At 67.4% G+C, this 15678-nt stretch carries 15 protein-coding genes; 2 read left to right on the top strand and 13 right to left on the bottom strand.

Going from position 1 to position 15678, the window contains the following annotated elements; genetic code table 11:
- Window positions 1–171: 171 nt before the first annotated feature.
- A complete protein-coding gene (locus tag N7E59_RS04920; RefSeq protein ID WP_261623801.1) occupies window positions 172–969 on the bottom strand; it encodes a hypothetical protein in 798 nt (265 codons plus the stop codon).
- A 134-nt stretch (window positions 970–1103) separates the two neighbouring features.
- Window positions 1104–1418, bottom strand: a complete 315-nt coding sequence (locus N7E59_RS04915) for a hypothetical protein (protein ID WP_261623800.1) — start codon at window positions 1416–1418, stop codon at window positions 1104–1106.
- Here N7E59_RS04915 and N7E59_RS04910 point away from each other — a divergent pair.
- Window positions 1410–1775 carry a DUF4190 domain-containing protein gene (locus N7E59_RS04910; RefSeq protein ID WP_261623799.1) on the top strand — a complete coding sequence of 122 codons (366 nt, stop codon included), beginning with the start codon at window positions 1410–1412 and terminating at the stop codon, window positions 1773–1775. The genes N7E59_RS04915 and N7E59_RS04910 overlap by 9 nt on opposite strands.
- Window positions 1776–1807: 32 nt before the next feature.
- On the opposite strand, the gene N7E59_RS04905 is transcribed toward N7E59_RS04910, so the two are convergent.
- The 8 genes from N7E59_RS04905 to N7E59_RS04870 all read right to left on the bottom strand — a co-directional run bounded on the left by N7E59_RS04905 (window position 1808) and on the right by N7E59_RS04870 (window position 11929).
- Entirely contained in the window at window positions 1808–2518 is a 711-nt protein-coding gene (locus N7E59_RS04905) for a maleylpyruvate isomerase family mycothiol-dependent enzyme (protein WP_261623798.1), read from the bottom strand.
- A gap of 42 nt (window positions 2519–2560) precedes the next feature.
- Window positions 2561–3337 (bottom strand): cyclase family protein, encoded by a 777-nt coding sequence (locus N7E59_RS04900; protein ID WP_261623797.1) that lies wholly within the window; start codon window positions 3335–3337, stop codon window positions 2561–2563.
- Window positions 3334–4734, bottom strand: a complete 1401-nt coding sequence (locus N7E59_RS04895; RefSeq protein WP_261623796.1) for an MFS transporter — start codon at window positions 4732–4734, stop codon at window positions 3334–3336. Before N7E59_RS04895 ends, N7E59_RS04900 begins: the two co-directional genes overlap by 4 nt.
- A gap of 72 nt (window positions 4735–4806) precedes the next feature.
- Window positions 4807–6480, bottom strand: a complete 1674-nt coding sequence (locus N7E59_RS04890; RefSeq protein ID WP_261623795.1) for a thiamine pyrophosphate-binding protein — start codon at window positions 6478–6480, stop codon at window positions 4807–4809.
- Window positions 6477–8873 carry a bifunctional salicylyl-CoA 5-hydroxylase/oxidoreductase gene (locus tag N7E59_RS04885; protein WP_261623794.1) on the bottom strand — a complete coding sequence of 799 codons (2397 nt, stop codon included), beginning with the start codon at window positions 8871–8873 and terminating at the stop codon, window positions 6477–6479. Before N7E59_RS04885 ends, N7E59_RS04890 begins: the two co-directional genes overlap by 4 nt.
- Window positions 8874–8898: 25 nt before the next feature.
- The gene (locus tag N7E59_RS04880; protein ID WP_261623793.1) at window positions 8899–10518 is read right to left on the bottom strand and encodes an AMP-binding protein; all 1620 of its coding nucleotides are present in this window, start codon (window positions 10516–10518) and stop codon (window positions 8899–8901) included.
- 29 nt (window positions 10519–10547) lie between these two features.
- Window positions 10548–11480 (bottom strand): acyl-CoA thioesterase, encoded by a 933-nt coding sequence (locus N7E59_RS04875; RefSeq protein WP_315942986.1) that lies wholly within the window; start codon window positions 11478–11480, stop codon window positions 10548–10550.
- Entirely contained in the window at window positions 11477–11929 is a 453-nt protein-coding gene (locus N7E59_RS04870) for a cupin domain-containing protein (RefSeq protein ID WP_261623792.1), read from the bottom strand. Before N7E59_RS04870 ends, N7E59_RS04875 begins: the two co-directional genes overlap by 4 nt.
- Window positions 11930–12104: 175 nt before the next feature.
- Here N7E59_RS04870 and N7E59_RS04865 point away from each other — a divergent pair, with 175 nt between their 5' ends.
- The gene (locus N7E59_RS04865) at window positions 12105–12506 is read left to right on the top strand and encodes a RidA family protein (RefSeq protein ID WP_261623791.1); all 402 of its coding nucleotides are present in this window, start codon (window positions 12105–12107) and stop codon (window positions 12504–12506) included.
- Here the strand turns inward: N7E59_RS04865 and N7E59_RS04860 are convergent.
- The 3 genes from N7E59_RS04860 to N7E59_RS04850 are packed head-to-tail and all read right to left on the bottom strand — an operon-like array spanning window position 12491 to window position 15639.
- Window positions 12491–13315, bottom strand: a complete 825-nt coding sequence (locus N7E59_RS04860) for a PaaX family transcriptional regulator (protein ID WP_261623790.1) — start codon at window positions 13313–13315, stop codon at window positions 12491–12493. The genes N7E59_RS04865 and N7E59_RS04860 overlap by 16 nt on opposite strands.
- Window positions 13316–13319: 4 nt before the next feature.
- Window positions 13320–14156, bottom strand: a complete 837-nt coding sequence (locus N7E59_RS04855) for a fumarylacetoacetate hydrolase family protein (protein ID WP_261623789.1) — start codon at window positions 14154–14156, stop codon at window positions 13320–13322.
- Between the two features lie 49 nt (window positions 14157–14205).
- On the bottom strand, window positions 14206–15639 hold the full coding sequence (locus N7E59_RS04850) for a galactokinase (protein ID WP_261623788.1): 1434 nt from the start codon (window positions 15637–15639) through the stop codon (window positions 14206–14208).
- Window positions 15640–15678: the final 39 nt, after the last annotated feature.

Below are 15678 nucleotides of genomic sequence, written 5' to 3'. Positions count from 1 at the left end.
TACCCCTTACTCGAGCTGGTCCGGAGGAAGAGGTGCGGGAGTCATCGTAGAGGTCTACTTGCCGCTACCCCTCGAGAGTGAAATCACCCGCCAAACTGTCGGCGGGTGATTTCACTCTCGACGGGTGAGAACGCGCGAAGCATCAGGCAATCGTGCAGGGGGTCGGAACGGTCACCCCAACTCGGGATTGTGCCGGCGCAGGGACGCTTGGACACGTCCCTCGCCCGGTGTCACCCGTGCGCACAGCTGGTTGCCCTGGGTGGGCATGACGAACGGGCCCTTGTCCGTCTCGCGGTCGCCCTTCTCCACCAGGTGCTTACCGGCCACCGGCCACAGGTTCAGCCCCGGCTTCTCCTTCTTCGGGCGCACTCGCCGCAGCCCGAACTGGTGCATCAGCGCCACCCGCTGGGCCGGCACATCGGCGAACATCAGGGCCACCCCGGTGTGCCGGGACAGCCGCACTGCGTGGGAGAGCAGCACCTTCTCAAGATCCCCGATGTCGTGGGACCCTGCGCGCTCGCCGTCGACGGCGAGGGTCGTGATCTCGGTGACGTGGACGATCAGCGCCGCCGCCTGGGTGCCGGCGTAGCCCTTCTTCAGCAGCTGGGCGATCAGCCCCATGGGCGGTCCCATCCGTACGAACCCGGCGCGCTCGCCGTCGACTTCCGCGATGAGGTCGAACTGCGCGGCACCGGCTGCGGCGTTCCAGTCGTTCCGCTCAGGATCGGCCTGCTTCGGAGCCTCGGTCACCGCCTTCCGGAACCCTCGGTACCCCTCGGAGAGTCCTGCGCGCACACCGCTCTGATAGTGCGGATGCTCGAAGCGTCCGTTCCCCGGACGGGAACCGGCGGCCTCCGCAAGCTCCACGCAGAAGTCCGCATCGTCGCTCGTGGCAAGGCGGATCGTCACCTCCGGAAGCTTCGTCTCGAGCGGGCCTTCCAGCAGTGCGGTCAGATGCGGTGACGTCATGGCCACCATTATGGGTCAGTGCGGAGGCGCCGTCTGCGGGATTCTTGGACCGAGCCTGCATGTTTCAGGCGCAGACCCTGGATCACTGCAGGTCAGAGAGATACAGTCACACTCACATCGCCCATACCGATCTGTCAGGAGGCGAGACGATGTCTGAGACACCGAACCCCGAGCGAGACCGCCGTGATCCCTACAGTGAGCCGGGCCCTGGGCACTATGACGACCGTCCTCACCGTGACGGAGGTCTGAGCGAAGACGCGCGCCGCGACGTGCCACGGGATGCGGGGGGCCACCCCGATCGCCGCCACGACGAGCCGTACCGAGACGACGTGCGTCACGACGGCAGGCACGACGATTTCAGACGGGATGTGCATCACGACGAGGTCCGCCACGATGGCAGGCACGACCACGTGCGGCACGACGACGGTTACCAGCGAGAGGTGCATCATCACCACGAGGCGCCGCCGGCCTACGCGGCCCACCCGGATGCGGTTCCGCCTCGCCGTTCCAGGGGTCTCGGCGTCGCCGCCATGATCTGCGGCATCGTCGGTCTTCTGCTGCTGTTCGTCCCGCTGCTGCAGCTCGCCAGCCTGATCCTCTGCCCGCTGGCCATCATTCTGGGGATCATCGCGGCGAAGAAGCGGGAAGGACGGGGCCAGGGCATCGCCGGCATCATCACCGGAGCTATCGGCCTGTTCCTGATCGCTCTCGGGGTCGTCATCGGCATCATCTATGGCGACGACATCATGGATCGGCTGAACCAGCTCGAGCAGGAGGCCGGGGCGATCATGACCCTGCTCTCCTGATCAGGGGATCAGGGCTTCAGAGGTTCCCGCCCTCACAGCCACGTGGGGGCGGGAACCTCCGAACCCGATGCCAGCCCCTCGCCGCCGCGGCCAGATGCCCAGGCCACCACGGCCCACAGCGGACCGCTGATGCGCAGCGACTCCGCGGACGAGTCCTCAGACGTGGAGGCCTCCAGGTCAGGCCGACCCTCGACCGACACGACGAACCGGCGGCCACTCTCCCGCGCGCGGAGGCTTCCGACGACGTCGACGAAGAGCTGCTCCAAGAACTCCTCCGGCATGTCGGCGAAGCCGAAACCCGCATCCAGGTCTGCGGCGTGGATCCACACCTCTCGGGCCCGCATCCACACGGTCTGTCGCACCGGGATCATCGTTCCCTGCCGGGTCCGGACCTCGGCCTCCCAACGGTCCGCGGGCAGGGCGTCCCAGCCTGTGGCCAGCGCCTCAGCCGACTCGCGGTCCAGTCGACGCAGCTGCTCGCCGGTCAGCTCCGCACCCCGGGCGATCTCCTCGTCGCGCGCCTCCTGGGAGGCGTACATCGGGTGTTCCACCCCGGTGCGGGCCCACTCGGTGAGCCGTCCCAGCGCGCGGGCGTTGAACGCGACATGAGCGATCAGATGCCGCCGCGTCCACCCCTCGAGGAGAGTCGGAGCATCTAACTCCGCGTCATCGAGCGTCGCCACCAGATCGCGCCAGCACTGCGTCCCGTCACGGACGAGGTCAAGCTCCGCCGTTCCGTTCATCTGCACCGTCCTTTGTACCCCTTGCACGTGAGGTATGCCTGTTCAGACCCTATCGACCAGGGCGAAGACGCGGCACGGGCTTCCCGTCCCGCCGACGATCGGCAGCGGCGAGACGATGATCATCGCTCCGGTGGACGGGAGCTCACCCAGCCGCTGGAGAGACGTGATGCCGTACTTGTCGTTGCCCAGGAGATGGTAGTGGGCCGGGAACGGAGGATCGAGCTCGGCGCCGCGACCAGCATCGATGCCGACGGTCTCGACGCCGATCCCAGACAACGGCGTTTCCTCCGCCAGCCACCGCGCGCATTCGGCGGAGACCCCGGGCGTGTGCGACCCTGTCGCGTCGGTGTTGAGGAACGCCTCCTCATCGTCGGCGAATCGGTCCCATCCGGTGCGCAGCAGCAGCCAACCTCCTTCGGGCAGCCCGCCGTTCTCGACTTCCCACCGACGGACGTGATCGACCTCCAGGAGGAAGTCCGGATCCGCCGTCACCTGCTCCGTCAGATCCATCACCGCGGCCGGGCCGACCAGCCGCTCCGGGGGGATCTGCGAGACGTCCAGCCCGTCCCGCCCCGAGACCCAGTGCACCGGTGCGTCGATGTGCGTGCCGACATGCTCACCGGTATGGATGTTGTGGTGCTTCCAGAACGGACCCGGCTCGTCGTACGCGCTGACCTGATCGAGGCTGAAGTCGATGAGGTTCGGGAAAGGCTCCGGAAGGGTGAGGGTCGGAGTCGTCTCTGACAGCCGGTTGGTGAGATCGACGACCCGCACCTCCCCGCCCCGGAGTGCCCCGAGGATGGCTGCGACTGCCGTCATGACCCTGCCCCCTGCCGGTGCTGCTCCGGGTTGACCGTCGTGCCGGCCTCCACCTCGATCGCGGTGGCCGTCGGCTTCTCCCGCGGGATGCCGGCCAGACACAGGGCGGCCATCCCGGCCACAGCGGCGAAGATGTAGAAGTTCCAGGCGAAGCCGAGCGCCGAGGCCGCGATCCAACCGCCCAGGATCGGGCCCATGATCGCGCCGACCCGAGCGAAGCTCAGGGCCCATCCGGCCGCCGTCGCCCGGGCATTGGGCGGGTAGAAGTCGGTGATGTAGCCGGTGAGGATCGCCGAGGTGCCGATGGCTCCGAGCCCGGCGAACCCGACGAGGATCATGTTCACCCAGAACGGGTAGTCCATCATCAGCAGGATGACGCCCAGGCCGCCCAGCACGTAGAAGATGGCGAGCACCGGTCGGCGACCGAAGCGGTCGGCGGCCCATCCCAGGGCCAGCCCCCCGAAGCCTGCCGAGAGGCTGAACACCAGCAGGAACGTCAGCGAGCCGCCGAGGTCGTAGCCGGCCTCACGCATGATCGAGGGCAGCCAGGTGTTGAGTCCGTAGACCAGCAGCAGTCCGCAGAACAGTGCGACCCAGAAGAGGATGGTCGACCGCAGGAACTTCGGCGAGAAGATGGCCGCCAGCACCTGACGCCACGGGACCTCCGAGACCTTCTCCGACTCGGCGATGCGGATCGTGTCGGGGTCGAACGGCCGGATGCCGAGCTTCTCGGCCTGCGCACGGGCCTGGTCGATCTGTCCCTTGTTGACCTGATATTCGAGCGACTCCGGCAGCATCTTCGCGATGACCGGCAGGAAGACGATCGGCACCGCCCCGATGCCGACGACCCAGCGCCACATCTCCGGGTCGTCCGAGTTGGTGAAGGTCACCAGTGCCACCAGCGCGGCGACGACGATCCCGAAGGAGTACGCGGAGAACATCAGCGTGTAGTTCAGCGACCGGCGCCACGGCGGGGAGAACTCGATGGTCATGGCGGCGGCGATCGGAATGAGCCCACCCATGCCGAGGCCACCGATGAACCTGAAGATGCCGAAGACCTCCGGGGTCGGCGCCAGTGCCACCCCCAGGGCGGAGGCGTTATAGATGACGAAGGCGAAGAGCAGCACACGACGGCGACCGATGAGGTCGCTGAGCTGACCGATGAACAATGCACCGATCAGCATGCCGATCAGGGCGTAGGATCCCAGACCGCCGAGCTCCATGGGGGAGAGGCCCCACGGTTCGTATTCGGCCAGTGCGGGCAGCACCGCGCCCAGGACGCCGATGTCGTAACCTTCGGCCAGTACGGCGAACCAGCAGGCGCTGAGCACCAGGACGGTGACCCTGTCAGGGATGTTCCAATCCGCCCGGGCCTGGGCGTTTCGTGCAGCGGACATGACGTCCTCCTCGGTGTGGGTCCGGACCACTCGGGTACGGGGTGATCTCTTATGTCTTCGCTCGGTGAGCGATCAATGTCCTCTGAACGCCTCGGACAGCCACCATGAGCCGCCGTCGGAGGCGATCTTCGCGTCGACCACCAGCGGGGCGGCCACGCCGGCGCGTATTCGTTCCGCCGCCCGGGCCAGGTCGCCCTCGTTCCGAACGGTCATCGCCTCTGCGCCGAAGCCTCTCGCGATACTCGCGATGTCGGTCTCGGGGAAGGTGACGATCGACATCGACTCCTCGTCCACGTCGAAGTGATGCACCTCAGCCCCGTAGGCGGAGTCGTCATAGACGATCACGAGCAGCGGCAGCTGCAGACGGACTGCCGTCTCCAGCTCGGCGACCGACATGAGGAAGCCGCCGTCGCCTGCGCCCAGCACGGTGACCCGCTCGGGTGCGGCCATGGAGGCCCCGATCGCTGTGTACAGGCCCAGCCCGATGGACTGGAAGGCCTGTGTCATACAGAATCCGCGGGCATCGGGTACCGCCAGGTGTGCTGCCGGATAACCCATGAAATTCCCTGAGTCGACCGTGACCACCCGTTCCGCGGGTATCGCCTCGTCCAGCACGTTCGTCAGACGCCGAGGGTCCACGCGGCCTTCGCCGGTGATGTCCTCGAAGTCCTGGTGGCTCCGCCGAGCAGAGTTCGCGATCTGTCGGCGCATCGCCGCATCGCGCAGTCCGGTCCGGACGGGTTCGGTGCTCCGCAGCTCGTCCAAGACATCTTCGGCGGTTAAGGCCGCATCGCCGCGTACCCCCAGGGTGATGGCGCGATGTGCGCCCAACGCCTGCTGCTCGACGTCGATCTGGACGACCCGGGTCTCCGGGCCGATGAGAGAACCGTGGCGCATGGTCCACATGTTCAGTGCACAGCCGAAGGCGATGATCAGATCCGCCGAGGTGATCGTCTCAGCGGTGAAGTCGGAGGAGAATCCGCCGGAGATCCCCAGAGAGAAGGGGTCATCGGCGAAGAGCCCATGAGCCGCCGCGGAGGTGGCCGTCAGGGCTCCGGTGTGCTCTGCCAGAGCGCGGATCTCCGCACCTGCCTCGCGGGCGCCCCGTCCCGCGACGAACACCGGGCGACGGGACCCGCGCAGCAGTTCGGAGAGCTGTACCACCGATCTCCGGTCCGGGCGGACGGGAACAGCAGGCGTGACCTCCGGCGCTTCCGTCTGCGAATCCGAGACTGTCTGAGCGCCGACATCGGTCGGGACGGAGAGCACCACCGTCCGTCGGTCCTGCCACGCGGTGCGGAAGGCCCGCACGGTGTCGCGGACTGCAGTGGCCGCGGAGAGGATGCGGGCCGGCTCGGCGCCGACGCTGCGGGCCAGGCCGTCCTGGTCGATACGGAAGTTCGACAGGCGTGCGGTGGTACCGGTGTCGGCAGTGAGCACGATCATCGGTGTGCGGCTCTTCGCGGCCTCAGCGATACCGGTCACCGCGTTCGTCAGCCCGCAGCCCTGGTGCGTCGAGACGACAGGTACCGTGCCGGTCATCCGAGCGAAGGCGTCGGCCATGGTGGCCGCGCCGCCCTCGTGTCGGGCGGCCACGTACCGCGCGCCGTGGCGGCGCAGTGCGTCCACGAGGTGGAAGTTGCCGCTGCCGACCACGCCGAAGACCGTGGTGACCCCCAGTTCAGCCAGCGTCCGACCGACGGCGTCGGCCACAGTCGTTTCGCCTCGGGCGGCGGGGGTGCTCATCGGTTTGCTCCGACGGGTTCGGCGACCTTCTCCGACGGCCTCCACCGCAGGTGGGTCGGCTGTCCGTCGTCGTCCTGCCGGACCAGCGCAAGCCGGGGTCGGACGGCATCGGTGCGTCCTGCCGGCGGTTTCCGGCGTCCGGCCCGGAACTGGTCGGGCCAGGTGGCGCCCGCCACTCCGTCGATGCCCTGTTCGGCCGCCGCGTTAAGCGTCCAGTGGGGATTGTAGAGATGCGGGCGGCCCAGAGCGCAGAAGTCGGCGCGGCCGGCCAGCAGGATCGAGTTCATGTCGTCGTACGAGGAGATGGCACCTACTGCGATGACCTTGGCACCGGCCGGCTCGGCCACGTCCTGGCGGATACGGTCGGCGAACGGGGTCTGATAGCTGCGTCCGTAGGCCGGCTTCTCCTCCTTGGTGACCTGACCTGATGAGACGTCGATGGCGTGTGCACCGTGTTCGATGAACGCCCTGGCGATCTCCACCGCGTCGTCGACGGTGTTGCCGTCGGTGTGCCAGTCGGTGGCGGAGATCCGCACGGTCAGCGCCCGATCCTCCGGCCACACGGCGCGTACCGCGTCGAAGACCTCGAGCGGGAAGCGCAGACGGTTCGTCAGCGATCCGCCGTACTCATCGGTCCGACGGTTCGCCACCGGTGAGAGGAACGAGGACAACAGGTATCCGTGGGCGGCGTGGACCTCCAACAGGTCGAATCCGGCCTTCCGCGCCCGGTGGGCCGCCTGCACGAACTGCTCGACGACGGCGTCCATATCCGTCCGGTCCATCTCCCGAGGCACCTGGTTCTCGGGCCCGTACGGCAGCTGAGAGGGACCGATGGTCTCCCAGTTCCCCTGGTCCAGAGGCTGGTCGATGCCCTCCCACATCAGCTTCGTCGACCCCTTGCGGCCGGAGTGGCCGATCTGTGCACCGATCTTGGCGGTGGAGTGGCCATGCACGAAGTCCACGACTTCGCGCCAGGACTCGGTGTGCTCCTCGGTATAGAGCCCCGAACATCCCGGAGTGATCCGACCCTCTTCCGAGACGCAGACCATCTCGGTCATCACCAGGCCTGCGCCTCCCAATGCCTTCGATCCCAGATGCACCAGGTGGAAGTTCCCGGCGACGCCGTCGTCGGCCGAGTACATGTCCATCGGTGAGACGACCACACGGTTCTTCAGCGCCAGCGGCCCGATCTCGCCCGGCTGGAACATGGCCGGCACCACCTCGTCGCGTCCCTCGACCGCGGCGAAGTCCTCGTCCACCAGCTGCGCGAACTCCGGGTCCCGCACCCGCAGGTTCTCCTGGGTGATACGGCGGGAACGGGTCAACAGGTTGAAGGCGAAGCGCATCGGGTCCTGTCCCACGTAGCGGCCGATGTCCTCGAACCACTCCAGGGAGGCCTGCGCGGCACGCTGCGTCGACTCCACCACGGGTCGGCGTTCGGTCTCATAGGCCTCCAGCGCGGCGTCCACGGAATCGTGTTCATGCAGGCACGCGGCCAGCGCCAACGAGTCCTCCATCGCCAGCTTGGTGCCGGAACCGATGGAGAAGTGGGCGGTGTGGGCGGCGTCACCGAGCAGGACGACGTTGCCGTCCCGCCACCGCTCATTGCGCACAGTGGTGAAGTTGATCCATTTGGAGTTGTTGGCCAGCAGCTCGTGACCTGCCAACTCTTCGGCGAACAGCCCACGGAGCCGGTCGACCGCGTATTCGTCGTTGACACCCGGAGGGAACACCTCGTCCTCGGTCGCGTCGAAGCCGGCGGCCCGCCATACGTCCTCGTGCATCTCTACGATGAAGGTCGAGCGCTCCGCCGAGTAGGGGTAGGCGTGCACCTGTATGACTCCCCATTCGGTCTCGCGGATGAAGAAGGTGAACGCCTCGAAGACTTGGTCGGTGCCCAGCCACATGAACTTCGAATGCCGCGGGTCCAGCGTGGTGCCGAAGGTCTCCTCCCGCCCGCGCCGCACACCGGAATTGATGCCGTCGGAGGCGAGCACCAGGTCGTACATCGTCGACAGTTCGTCGACCGGCGGGGCGTCGGTGCTGAAGCGGACGTCGACGCCGACCTCCACCGCACGCGACTGCAGCAGATGCAGGAGCTCATGTCGGCTCATCGCAGCGAAGCCCTGCCCGCCGACGGTCATCTGCCGCCCCCGGTAGTTGACGTCCATGTCGGTCCATCGGGCGAAGCGCCGCTCCATCTCCTCGGCGAAGACGGGGTCGGCATGTTCGATGCCGCCCAACGTCTCGTCCGAGAAGACCACACCGAAGCCGAAGGTGTCGGTCGCCGCGTTGCGCTCCCACACGGTGATCTCGTGCGTGGGGTCGAGCTGCTTCATCAGGGCGGAGAAGTAGAGGCCACCGGGGCCACCGCCGATCACTGCGATCTTCATATGGACTCCTCGGGTCGTAGGTGGGTCAGCTCGCCTGCAGCTGGCCGCGGAGCTTGAAGTGCTGGAGCTTCCCGCTGGGGTTCTTCGGGAGCTCGTCCACGAAGCGCACGTCGCGCGGGTACTTATACGGAGCGATGGTGCTCTTGACGTGGTCCTGCAGACTGCGCCGCAGGACGTCGTCGCCCTCGACGCCGTCGCGCAGGACGACGAAGGCGCAGACCACCGAGCCGCGGTCTTCGTCGGGCTTAGCCACCACGGCGCATTCCAGAACGTCATCGTGGGCGGACAGGGCCTCCTCCACCTCGGGGGCGCTGATGTTGTACCCGGAGGAGATGATCATGCTGTCCGAACGCGCTTGGTAGACGAACGAGCCGTCCGCTGTCCGGACGAACGTGTCACCGGTGATGTTCCATCCGTCCTGTACATAGACCGACTGCCGGTCATCAGCCAGGTAGCGGCACCCGGTGGGTCCGATGACGGCGAGCCGTCCCTGTTCCCCGTCGGGGACATCCTGACCCATCTCGTCGACGATCTTGGCGCGGAAACCGGGAATCGGGCGTCCCGTCGTCCCGGGGCCCGGTTCGTCCTGGGTGGTGGAGATGAAGACGTGGAGCAGCTCGGTGGCGCCGATGCCGTTGATGAGTGTCAGCCCGGTGTGTTCCTGGACCTCGTGCCATGTGGACTCCGGAAGATGCTCCCCGGCCGAGACCCCGAGTCGCAGGCCACGCAGACGGTCCCCGCAGCCTTCTCTGATGATGGCCCGGTATGCGGTCGGTGCGGTGAACAGCACGGTGACGGTATGCTCCGCGACGAGCTCGGCGAGCTCGACGGGGGTGACCCGCTCGGTCAGCAGCGCCGAGGCCCCGAACCGCAGAGGAAAGACCACCAGACCGCCCAGTCCGAAGGTGAACGCCAGGGGCGGCGACCCGGCGAACACGTCGTCCGGTGCGGGTCGAAGGATATGACGGGCGAAGGTGTCCGCGTTGGCCAGGACGTCGCGATGGAAATGCATGGTCACCTTCGGCGCCCCGGTGGATCCGGACGTCGGCGCGAGAAGGGCGACATCGTCCTGCGAAGTCTCCACGGCCTGGAACGGATCGCGATAGTGGCCAGCCCGGCTCACGAGGTCCTCCGGACCCCCACCTCCGATCGTGACGACGGGGACCTCTGTCACCTCGTCAGTGAGTCCGTCTACGAAACGGTGGTCGGTCAGCAGCACGGTGGGCCGGGTCAGATCCACCAGCTTCTGGACTTCGGCGGGGCGCAGGACGGGCATGGTGGTGACGGCGACCGCTCCGGCCTTCAGCACACCGAGCCAACTGGCGACCAGCCAGGGATTGTTGGGTGACCGGAGCATCACACGATTTCCGGGCTCCACCCCCATCTCCTGGGTGAGGACGTGGGCGACCTGGTCAGCTCGCAGCTGCAGGTCGCCGTAGGACCACCGTTCGCCGTTCGGAGTGAGGAGAGCGGGCCGATCGGCACCGAAGGCGTCGACGGCCTGATCGATCAGCACCTCGGCGGCGTTGAGCCGATCGGGGTAGTGAAGCTCCGGCAGGGTGAATTCCATCGTCGGCCACTGCTCCTGGGGTGGGAGATTGTCGCGGCAGAACGTGTCATGGTGTGCGCTGGTGAGAAGTACCATCGATGGTCCTCGTGTGCAGGGTTCGGAGGTCACTGGGACCCGGGACGGATGAGACCCTCTTGTGCGACGGTAGCGACGAGTTCGCCGCCACGCGTGTAGAAGCGCCCCAAAGAGAGGCCTCGCTGTCGGCCAACGTCGAGGCTCTCCTGGAGGTAGAGCAGCCACTGGTCGACACGTGCCGGCCGGTGGAACCACATGGCGTGGTCGAGACTGGCCGTGACGAGCCCCGGCGAGGACCAGCACAGCCCCTGGGCCCGGAGTGAGGGCTCGAGGATCGTGTAGTCGCAGGCGTAGGTCAGCGCGGCCTGGTGGAGAGCGGGTTCGTCCGGAAGCTGGTCGTAGGAGCGGACCCATACCGCCTGGTGGGGCGACCTGTCCTCGTCATGTTCTAGGTAGAGGGGGCCGGGGACATGGCGCATGTCGAAGCTGCGTCCCCGTGCCCAGTAGTCCGCCGCCGGGTCGGCGGAGTCCGGAAGGACCTCCGCGGAACTCGGCAGAGACTCCGGATCGGGGATGTCCCGTCCCAGGGGAGCTGCCGCCTCGGACAGCGGGGTGTGGAACTCGGCTCCGTCGGCCTCGGGCGTCAGGGAGCCGATGCTCAGATAGACGTCCTTGTCGTTCTGTACGGCGCGGACGTGGCGGGTGGAGTAGCTGCGGCCGTCGCGGATCACCTCCACCTCGTAGGTGATCTCGGCACCGATGTCGACCGGTCGCATGAAGTAGCTGTGCAGCGAATGCAGGGACCGGTCCTCCGGGGCCGAGCGGAGCATCGCGAGCGTGGCCTGTGCCGCCATGTCCCCTCCGTACGCCTTGGGCCACGGCACGTATTGGGTGGTCGCGGACCAGGCGACGTCGCCTCGCTGCGGAGTGACCTCTCGGAGGTCGAGGGCCGCGAGCATCCGGCTGCTGTCTTCGGCGTTCCGGGAGAAGTCTCCGGTGCGACCGAGTTCCTCGGTGGTCATGCGCGGCGGTATCCCTCGAGCGAGTCGTCCGGCACGTCCTCCAGGTTGACCACGATGTTCTCCGGGGTGCGGGTGGTGAGCCAGATCAGGTCCTCGGTCACTGACATGTTGGCCTCCACATGCGGCATGTAGGGCGGGACGAAGACCCAGTCTCCGGCCTCCATGTCCAGGTATTGGGCGTACCCCTCGCCGAAGTAGATCCTGCCGTGTCCGCGCAGCACGTAGCCCCCGGTCTCGGCCTCACCGTGGTGGTGGGGGAGAGATCGGTATCCGGGTTTGTTCGAGACCTGTCCGAACCAGATCTTGGTCGCCGGTGTGTGCTGGATGGAGACGCCTGAGACGCGTATGCAGTCACCGGACTGGGTGGTGTTCGTGTCTTCGTGTCCGGCGCGGGTCACGACCGGCACGACGTCCGGTCCGACGGTGGGAGTGGATTCGTCCTGCGTCATGGTGGGCCTCCGGTCCTTGTGATGACGTGCCGACCTTCATCGGTTCGACACGTGTTCGTCAGCGGTGCTGTGAGGTATATTACATGCGTGACGGGCGTCACGGAAGTGATAGACCATGATCAATCCGAGAACTGGTATGAGGACGCTCACGTACTATGACAGAGAGGTTTATGGCATGGAGAATCTGATTCTGAACCCCGATGGGCTGGCAGAGGCTCGAGGTTACGCGCACGGAGTGAAGGCCGGACGACGCGTGTATCTGGGCGGGCAGACCGCCCTGGACGAGAACGGCCGGATCGTCGACGGAGACGTCGTCGCCCAGTTCGAGCAGGCTCTGGGTAACGTGCTGGCCACCCTGGCGGAGGCAGGTGGCCGACCGGAGGACCTGGTCTCAGTGACGATCTATCTCACCGATGTCGACGACTATCTGGAGCACGGCCGTGAGGTCGGACGGGTCTGGCAGCGGATGGTGGGCCGCAGGTATCCGGCGATGGCTGGGATCGGCGTCTCCCGCCTGTGGCAGAAGGAAGCCGTGGTCGAGATCCAGGGCGTGGCCGAGATTCAGGACGACGCCTGAACCGCATCCTCCTCGAGGACTGAGCGCGCATACTCATCCGCGGCGGCGTGAAGCGCCCTGTCCAGGGCGATGAACAGATCCCAGGCTCGATGTCCCGGCCATGTAGGCGGGAGCATGTCGTCCGGGAGGCCGGGATCCAGATAGGGGAGCTGTCGCCAGTGGGTGAGCATGACCATGTAGACGGAGAACGCGGTCTGCAGCGATGAGTCCGACTCGTCGACGCGTTCGGAGACCTCCGTGTACGCCTGGAGGAACCAGGAGTAGCGGGACTCCAAGAGATCCAGATTCCACCAGTCGGCGTCGGGCCCGCCGTGGACCGAGTGGGCTCTGAAGATCGCCGTGTGCTCCATCAGTCCGTGACGTTCGAGGTATTGGCGTGCTTCCTCCTCGACGTGGACCGGCGCGATCCACAGACCGGGACTGATGGTGCCGAAACCGAGTCGACTCAGCCCGCTGCGGAGCCTGTGCCTGACATCGCGCTGCGACTCGGAGACGCTGAAGGTGACCAGCAGCCACGGGTCGTCTGGCGATGCGCGGACCGGCTCGAAGATCCTGCGGTCACCGGAGGAGAACGCGTAGACGAGGTTGGGACTGAGCCGATACTCGCTGTTCCTGCCCCGGCGTCGGTTCTCGAGGTTTCCTCGCTTGGTCATCCGCGAGATGGTGGCCCGTACGCCCGGCGCGTCAGCGCCGCAGTCCTCCAACAGCCTGACCAAGGTCCCGACCGGAATCCACTCCTGCCCGTTGCGTCCGAACAGGCCGAACGCCGTGAGGACCAGCTCACGATAAGGGGGCAGCGGGACCGTCATGAGCTCAGGGCTCCACGATGAGAGTCCGCAGAGTGCCGAGTCCGTCGATCAGCACCTCGACCACATCTCCGGCCGACAGGTAGACCTGTGGGTCTCTGGCACGTCCCACGCCGCCGGGTGTGCCCGTGAGGATGAGATCACCGGGATTGAGGGGGAGCATGGTGGAGATGTAGGCGACGAGCTGTTCCGGAGAGAACACGAGGTCGCCGATCGCGTGGTCCTGCATGACCTGGCCGTTGACGGTGGTGCGAAGTCGCGACCGAGACCAGTCGAAGGCTTCCGTGGTGACCAGGTACGGTCCTACGGGGGTCGACTCGGCCCAGATCTTTCCCTGGAGCCACTCCACCGTGCGGAACTGCCATCCCCGCATGGAGATGTCGTTGGCCACCGTGTAGCCGGCGATCCGTGACCGTGCCTCAGCCTCCGTCACTCGGTGGGCTCGGGCGCCGATGACCAGCGCCATCTCACCCTCCCAATCCAGCTCGGAGTCCTCGGCCACGGCGATGACGGGATCAGTGGGACCGGTGAGGGTCTCGGCGAACTTCGCGAAGAGCGTGGGATGTGCGGGGAGTTCACGGCCCATCTCGCGGATATGGGAGGCGTAGTTGAGGCCGACGCAGATCACCTTGCCCGGTGCAGGCACGACGGCGGCTAATTCCAGGGTCGACTCGTCGAGGGGCGAGACGTCCTCCCGGTGTCCGGCCGCATCGGCGAACTCACGCCAGTCCGGACGACTGAGCAGGTCGTTGACGTCGGACACACCGTTGATCGGCCTCCACCCGGAACCGGTGTCCACCGCCGCTGCGGTTCCTTGGGCGTTACGGATCGTCGCGAGCCTCATGGTCGGTCTCCTCAGTGCAGCGGACGGTGTGTGGGGAATCACGACCATCCTAATGAGGACGGTGCGCCGCGACCGCAGGCAGGGGCACCGTCCGGGCGCCGGCCGAGGGCGTGATCTCCACGAACCGTGGTCGTCGATGGCCGGCACCGGCGCAGGCGCGGTCGACGGCGGCCTCCAGCGCGGTGACGTCGTCGCGCCGGGAGAGCAGCAGCACTGAACCCCCGAAGCCGCCGCCGATGAGCCGGCCGCCCGGAGCTCCATGTCGCACCGCGGCGTCGACGATCGCATCGGCGGCGGGGAAGGACACCTGCGCCGAGTCCCGCATCGAGGCGTGGCCGGAGAGCATCAGCTGCCCGATCAGGGTCGCCGCGTCCTCGGGACCGACCTCCGGGTCCGGCACGGTCTCGGCGAAGATCTCCGCCAGCTCGTCAGAACGCACCATCTCCGAGAGCGCATGGCGCAGGCGCCGACGCACCGCGTCCGCAGGACGCCCCGCCACCATGGCAGCCGCTCCCACCCGCTCATCGAACCTTTCGCGGACCCGGCGGGCATCAGCCGCCGTCGCCTGCTCCGGCAGCGCGTAGCGCAGCTGCTCGACGCCCAGCACCTGAGCCGCAGCCTCGGAATCGGCGCGTCGGTCGTCGAACTGGCCGTCCCCCAACCAATGGGCCTGGCGGGTGTCCACGGCCAGGAACACGTAGTCATCCAGCAGCCGTCCCACCGGCAACCAGTCCACCGAGAAGTCCCGGCAGTCCAGGGACAGGACGTCGCCGGCCAGCCCACGCAGGCTCACCGTCTGGTCGAGCCCGCCGGTGCCCGCTCCGACGACCTCCACCTCGGCGCGCATACAGGCCGCGGCGACCTCGGCTCGGAGCGCGTCGGTCAGCGCCGCATCCAGCTCCGAACCCGAGTGTTGAGCGCCCAACGGCGTGCCCAGGGCGATGACCGCCAGGGCCGTGGCGCATTCCAGCGCCGCCGAGGAGGACAGGCCTCCCCCGATGGGGAGGGTGGAGACGATGAGCAGGTCGACGCCGAACCCCGGGTCCAGAGCGAAGCCGGGCGACTCCTCACCCAGCTGAGCCAACGCCCAGATGGTGCCTGCCACATACCGGGTCCAGCTGGGTGCGGCGTCCATCGAGTGCGCCCCCGCGGCCCGTCCGGCGGGTTCGGGGGAGTCCACCGGGGCCACCTCGTCGAGTCGGATGGTGTGCACACCGTCGTCGAGCGCGGCGTCCAGAGTCCGCACGCGCAGCAGCCCGTCGCTGCGCGGGGCGGCCGCCGCGTAGGTGCCGTGCGCCAGAGCCATCGGCAGGCAGCGGCCGGAGTGGAAATCGATGTGCTCACCGTTGATGTTCGCCCGGCCCGGCGCGAACCACACACCGTCGGCCGAGCGGCCGAAGACCTCCCCGAACCGGGCACGGAAGTCCGCGGCGATCTGCTGCGGATCTCCGGGAGAGAGCCGATCGACGTCGTGGCACTGCATATCGACCCAATTCTGCCCTGACCCCGGCCCGCAGCGGAA

The sequence above is a fragment of the Nesterenkonia marinintestina genome (assembly GCF_025420485.1).
GTDB classification, from domain to species: domain Bacteria; phylum Actinomycetota; class Actinomycetes; order Actinomycetales; family Micrococcaceae; genus Nesterenkonia; species Nesterenkonia marinintestina.
The sequence above is the reverse complement of the archived record's forward strand: the minus strand, read 5'-3'. Positions and strand labels throughout refer to the sequence as shown.

Excerpts from the sequence above, each read along its gene's own strand:
- N7E59_RS04855 (WP_261623789.1), bottom strand. The coding sequence starts at position 14,156 with ATGAGGCTCGCGACGATCCGTAACGCCCAAGGAACCGCAGCGGCGGTG.
- N7E59_RS04875 (WP_315942986.1), bottom strand. The coding sequence starts at position 11,480 with ATGACCACCGAGGAACTCGGTCGCACCGGAGACTTCTCCCGGAACGCC.
- N7E59_RS04880 (WP_261623793.1), bottom strand. The coding sequence starts at position 10,518 with ATGGTACTTCTCACCAGCGCACACCATGACACGTTCTGCCGCGACAAT.
- N7E59_RS04860 (WP_261623790.1), bottom strand. The coding sequence starts at position 13,315 with ATGACGGTCCCGCTGCCCCCTTATCGTGAGCTGGTCCTCACGGCGTTC.
- N7E59_RS04885 (WP_261623794.1), bottom strand. The coding sequence starts at position 8,873 with ATGAAGATCGCAGTGATCGGCGGTGGCCCCGGTGGCCTCTACTTCTCC.
- N7E59_RS04890 (WP_261623795.1), bottom strand. The coding sequence starts at position 6,480 with ATGAGCACCCCCGCCGCCCGAGGCGAAACGACTGTGGCCGACGCCGTC.
- N7E59_RS04850 (WP_261623788.1), bottom strand. The coding sequence starts at position 15,639 with ATGCAGTGCCACGACGTCGATCGGCTCTCTCCCGGAGATCCGCAGCAG.
- N7E59_RS04905 (WP_261623798.1), bottom strand. The coding sequence starts at position 2,518 with ATGAACGGAACGGCGGAGCTTGACCTCGTCCGTGACGGGACGCAGTGC.
- N7E59_RS04920 (WP_261623801.1), bottom strand. The coding sequence starts at position 969 with ATGACGTCACCGCATCTGACCGCACTGCTGGAAGGCCCGCTCGAGACG.
- N7E59_RS04865 (WP_261623791.1), top strand. The coding sequence starts at position 12,105 with ATGGAGAATCTGATTCTGAACCCCGATGGGCTGGCAGAGGCTCGAGGT.
- N7E59_RS04900 (WP_261623797.1), bottom strand. The coding sequence starts at position 3,337 with ATGACGGCAGTCGCAGCCATCCTCGGGGCACTCCGGGGCGGGGAGGTG.
- N7E59_RS04870 (WP_261623792.1), bottom strand. The coding sequence starts at position 11,929 with ATGACGCAGGACGAATCCACTCCCACCGTCGGACCGGACGTCGTGCCG.
- N7E59_RS04895 (WP_261623796.1), bottom strand. The coding sequence starts at position 4,734 with ATGTCCGCTGCACGAAACGCCCAGGCCCGGGCGGATTGGAACATCCCT.
- N7E59_RS04915 (WP_261623800.1), bottom strand. The coding sequence starts at position 1,418 with ATGATGCACCTCTCGCTGGTAACCGTCGTCGTGCCGCACGTGGTCGTG.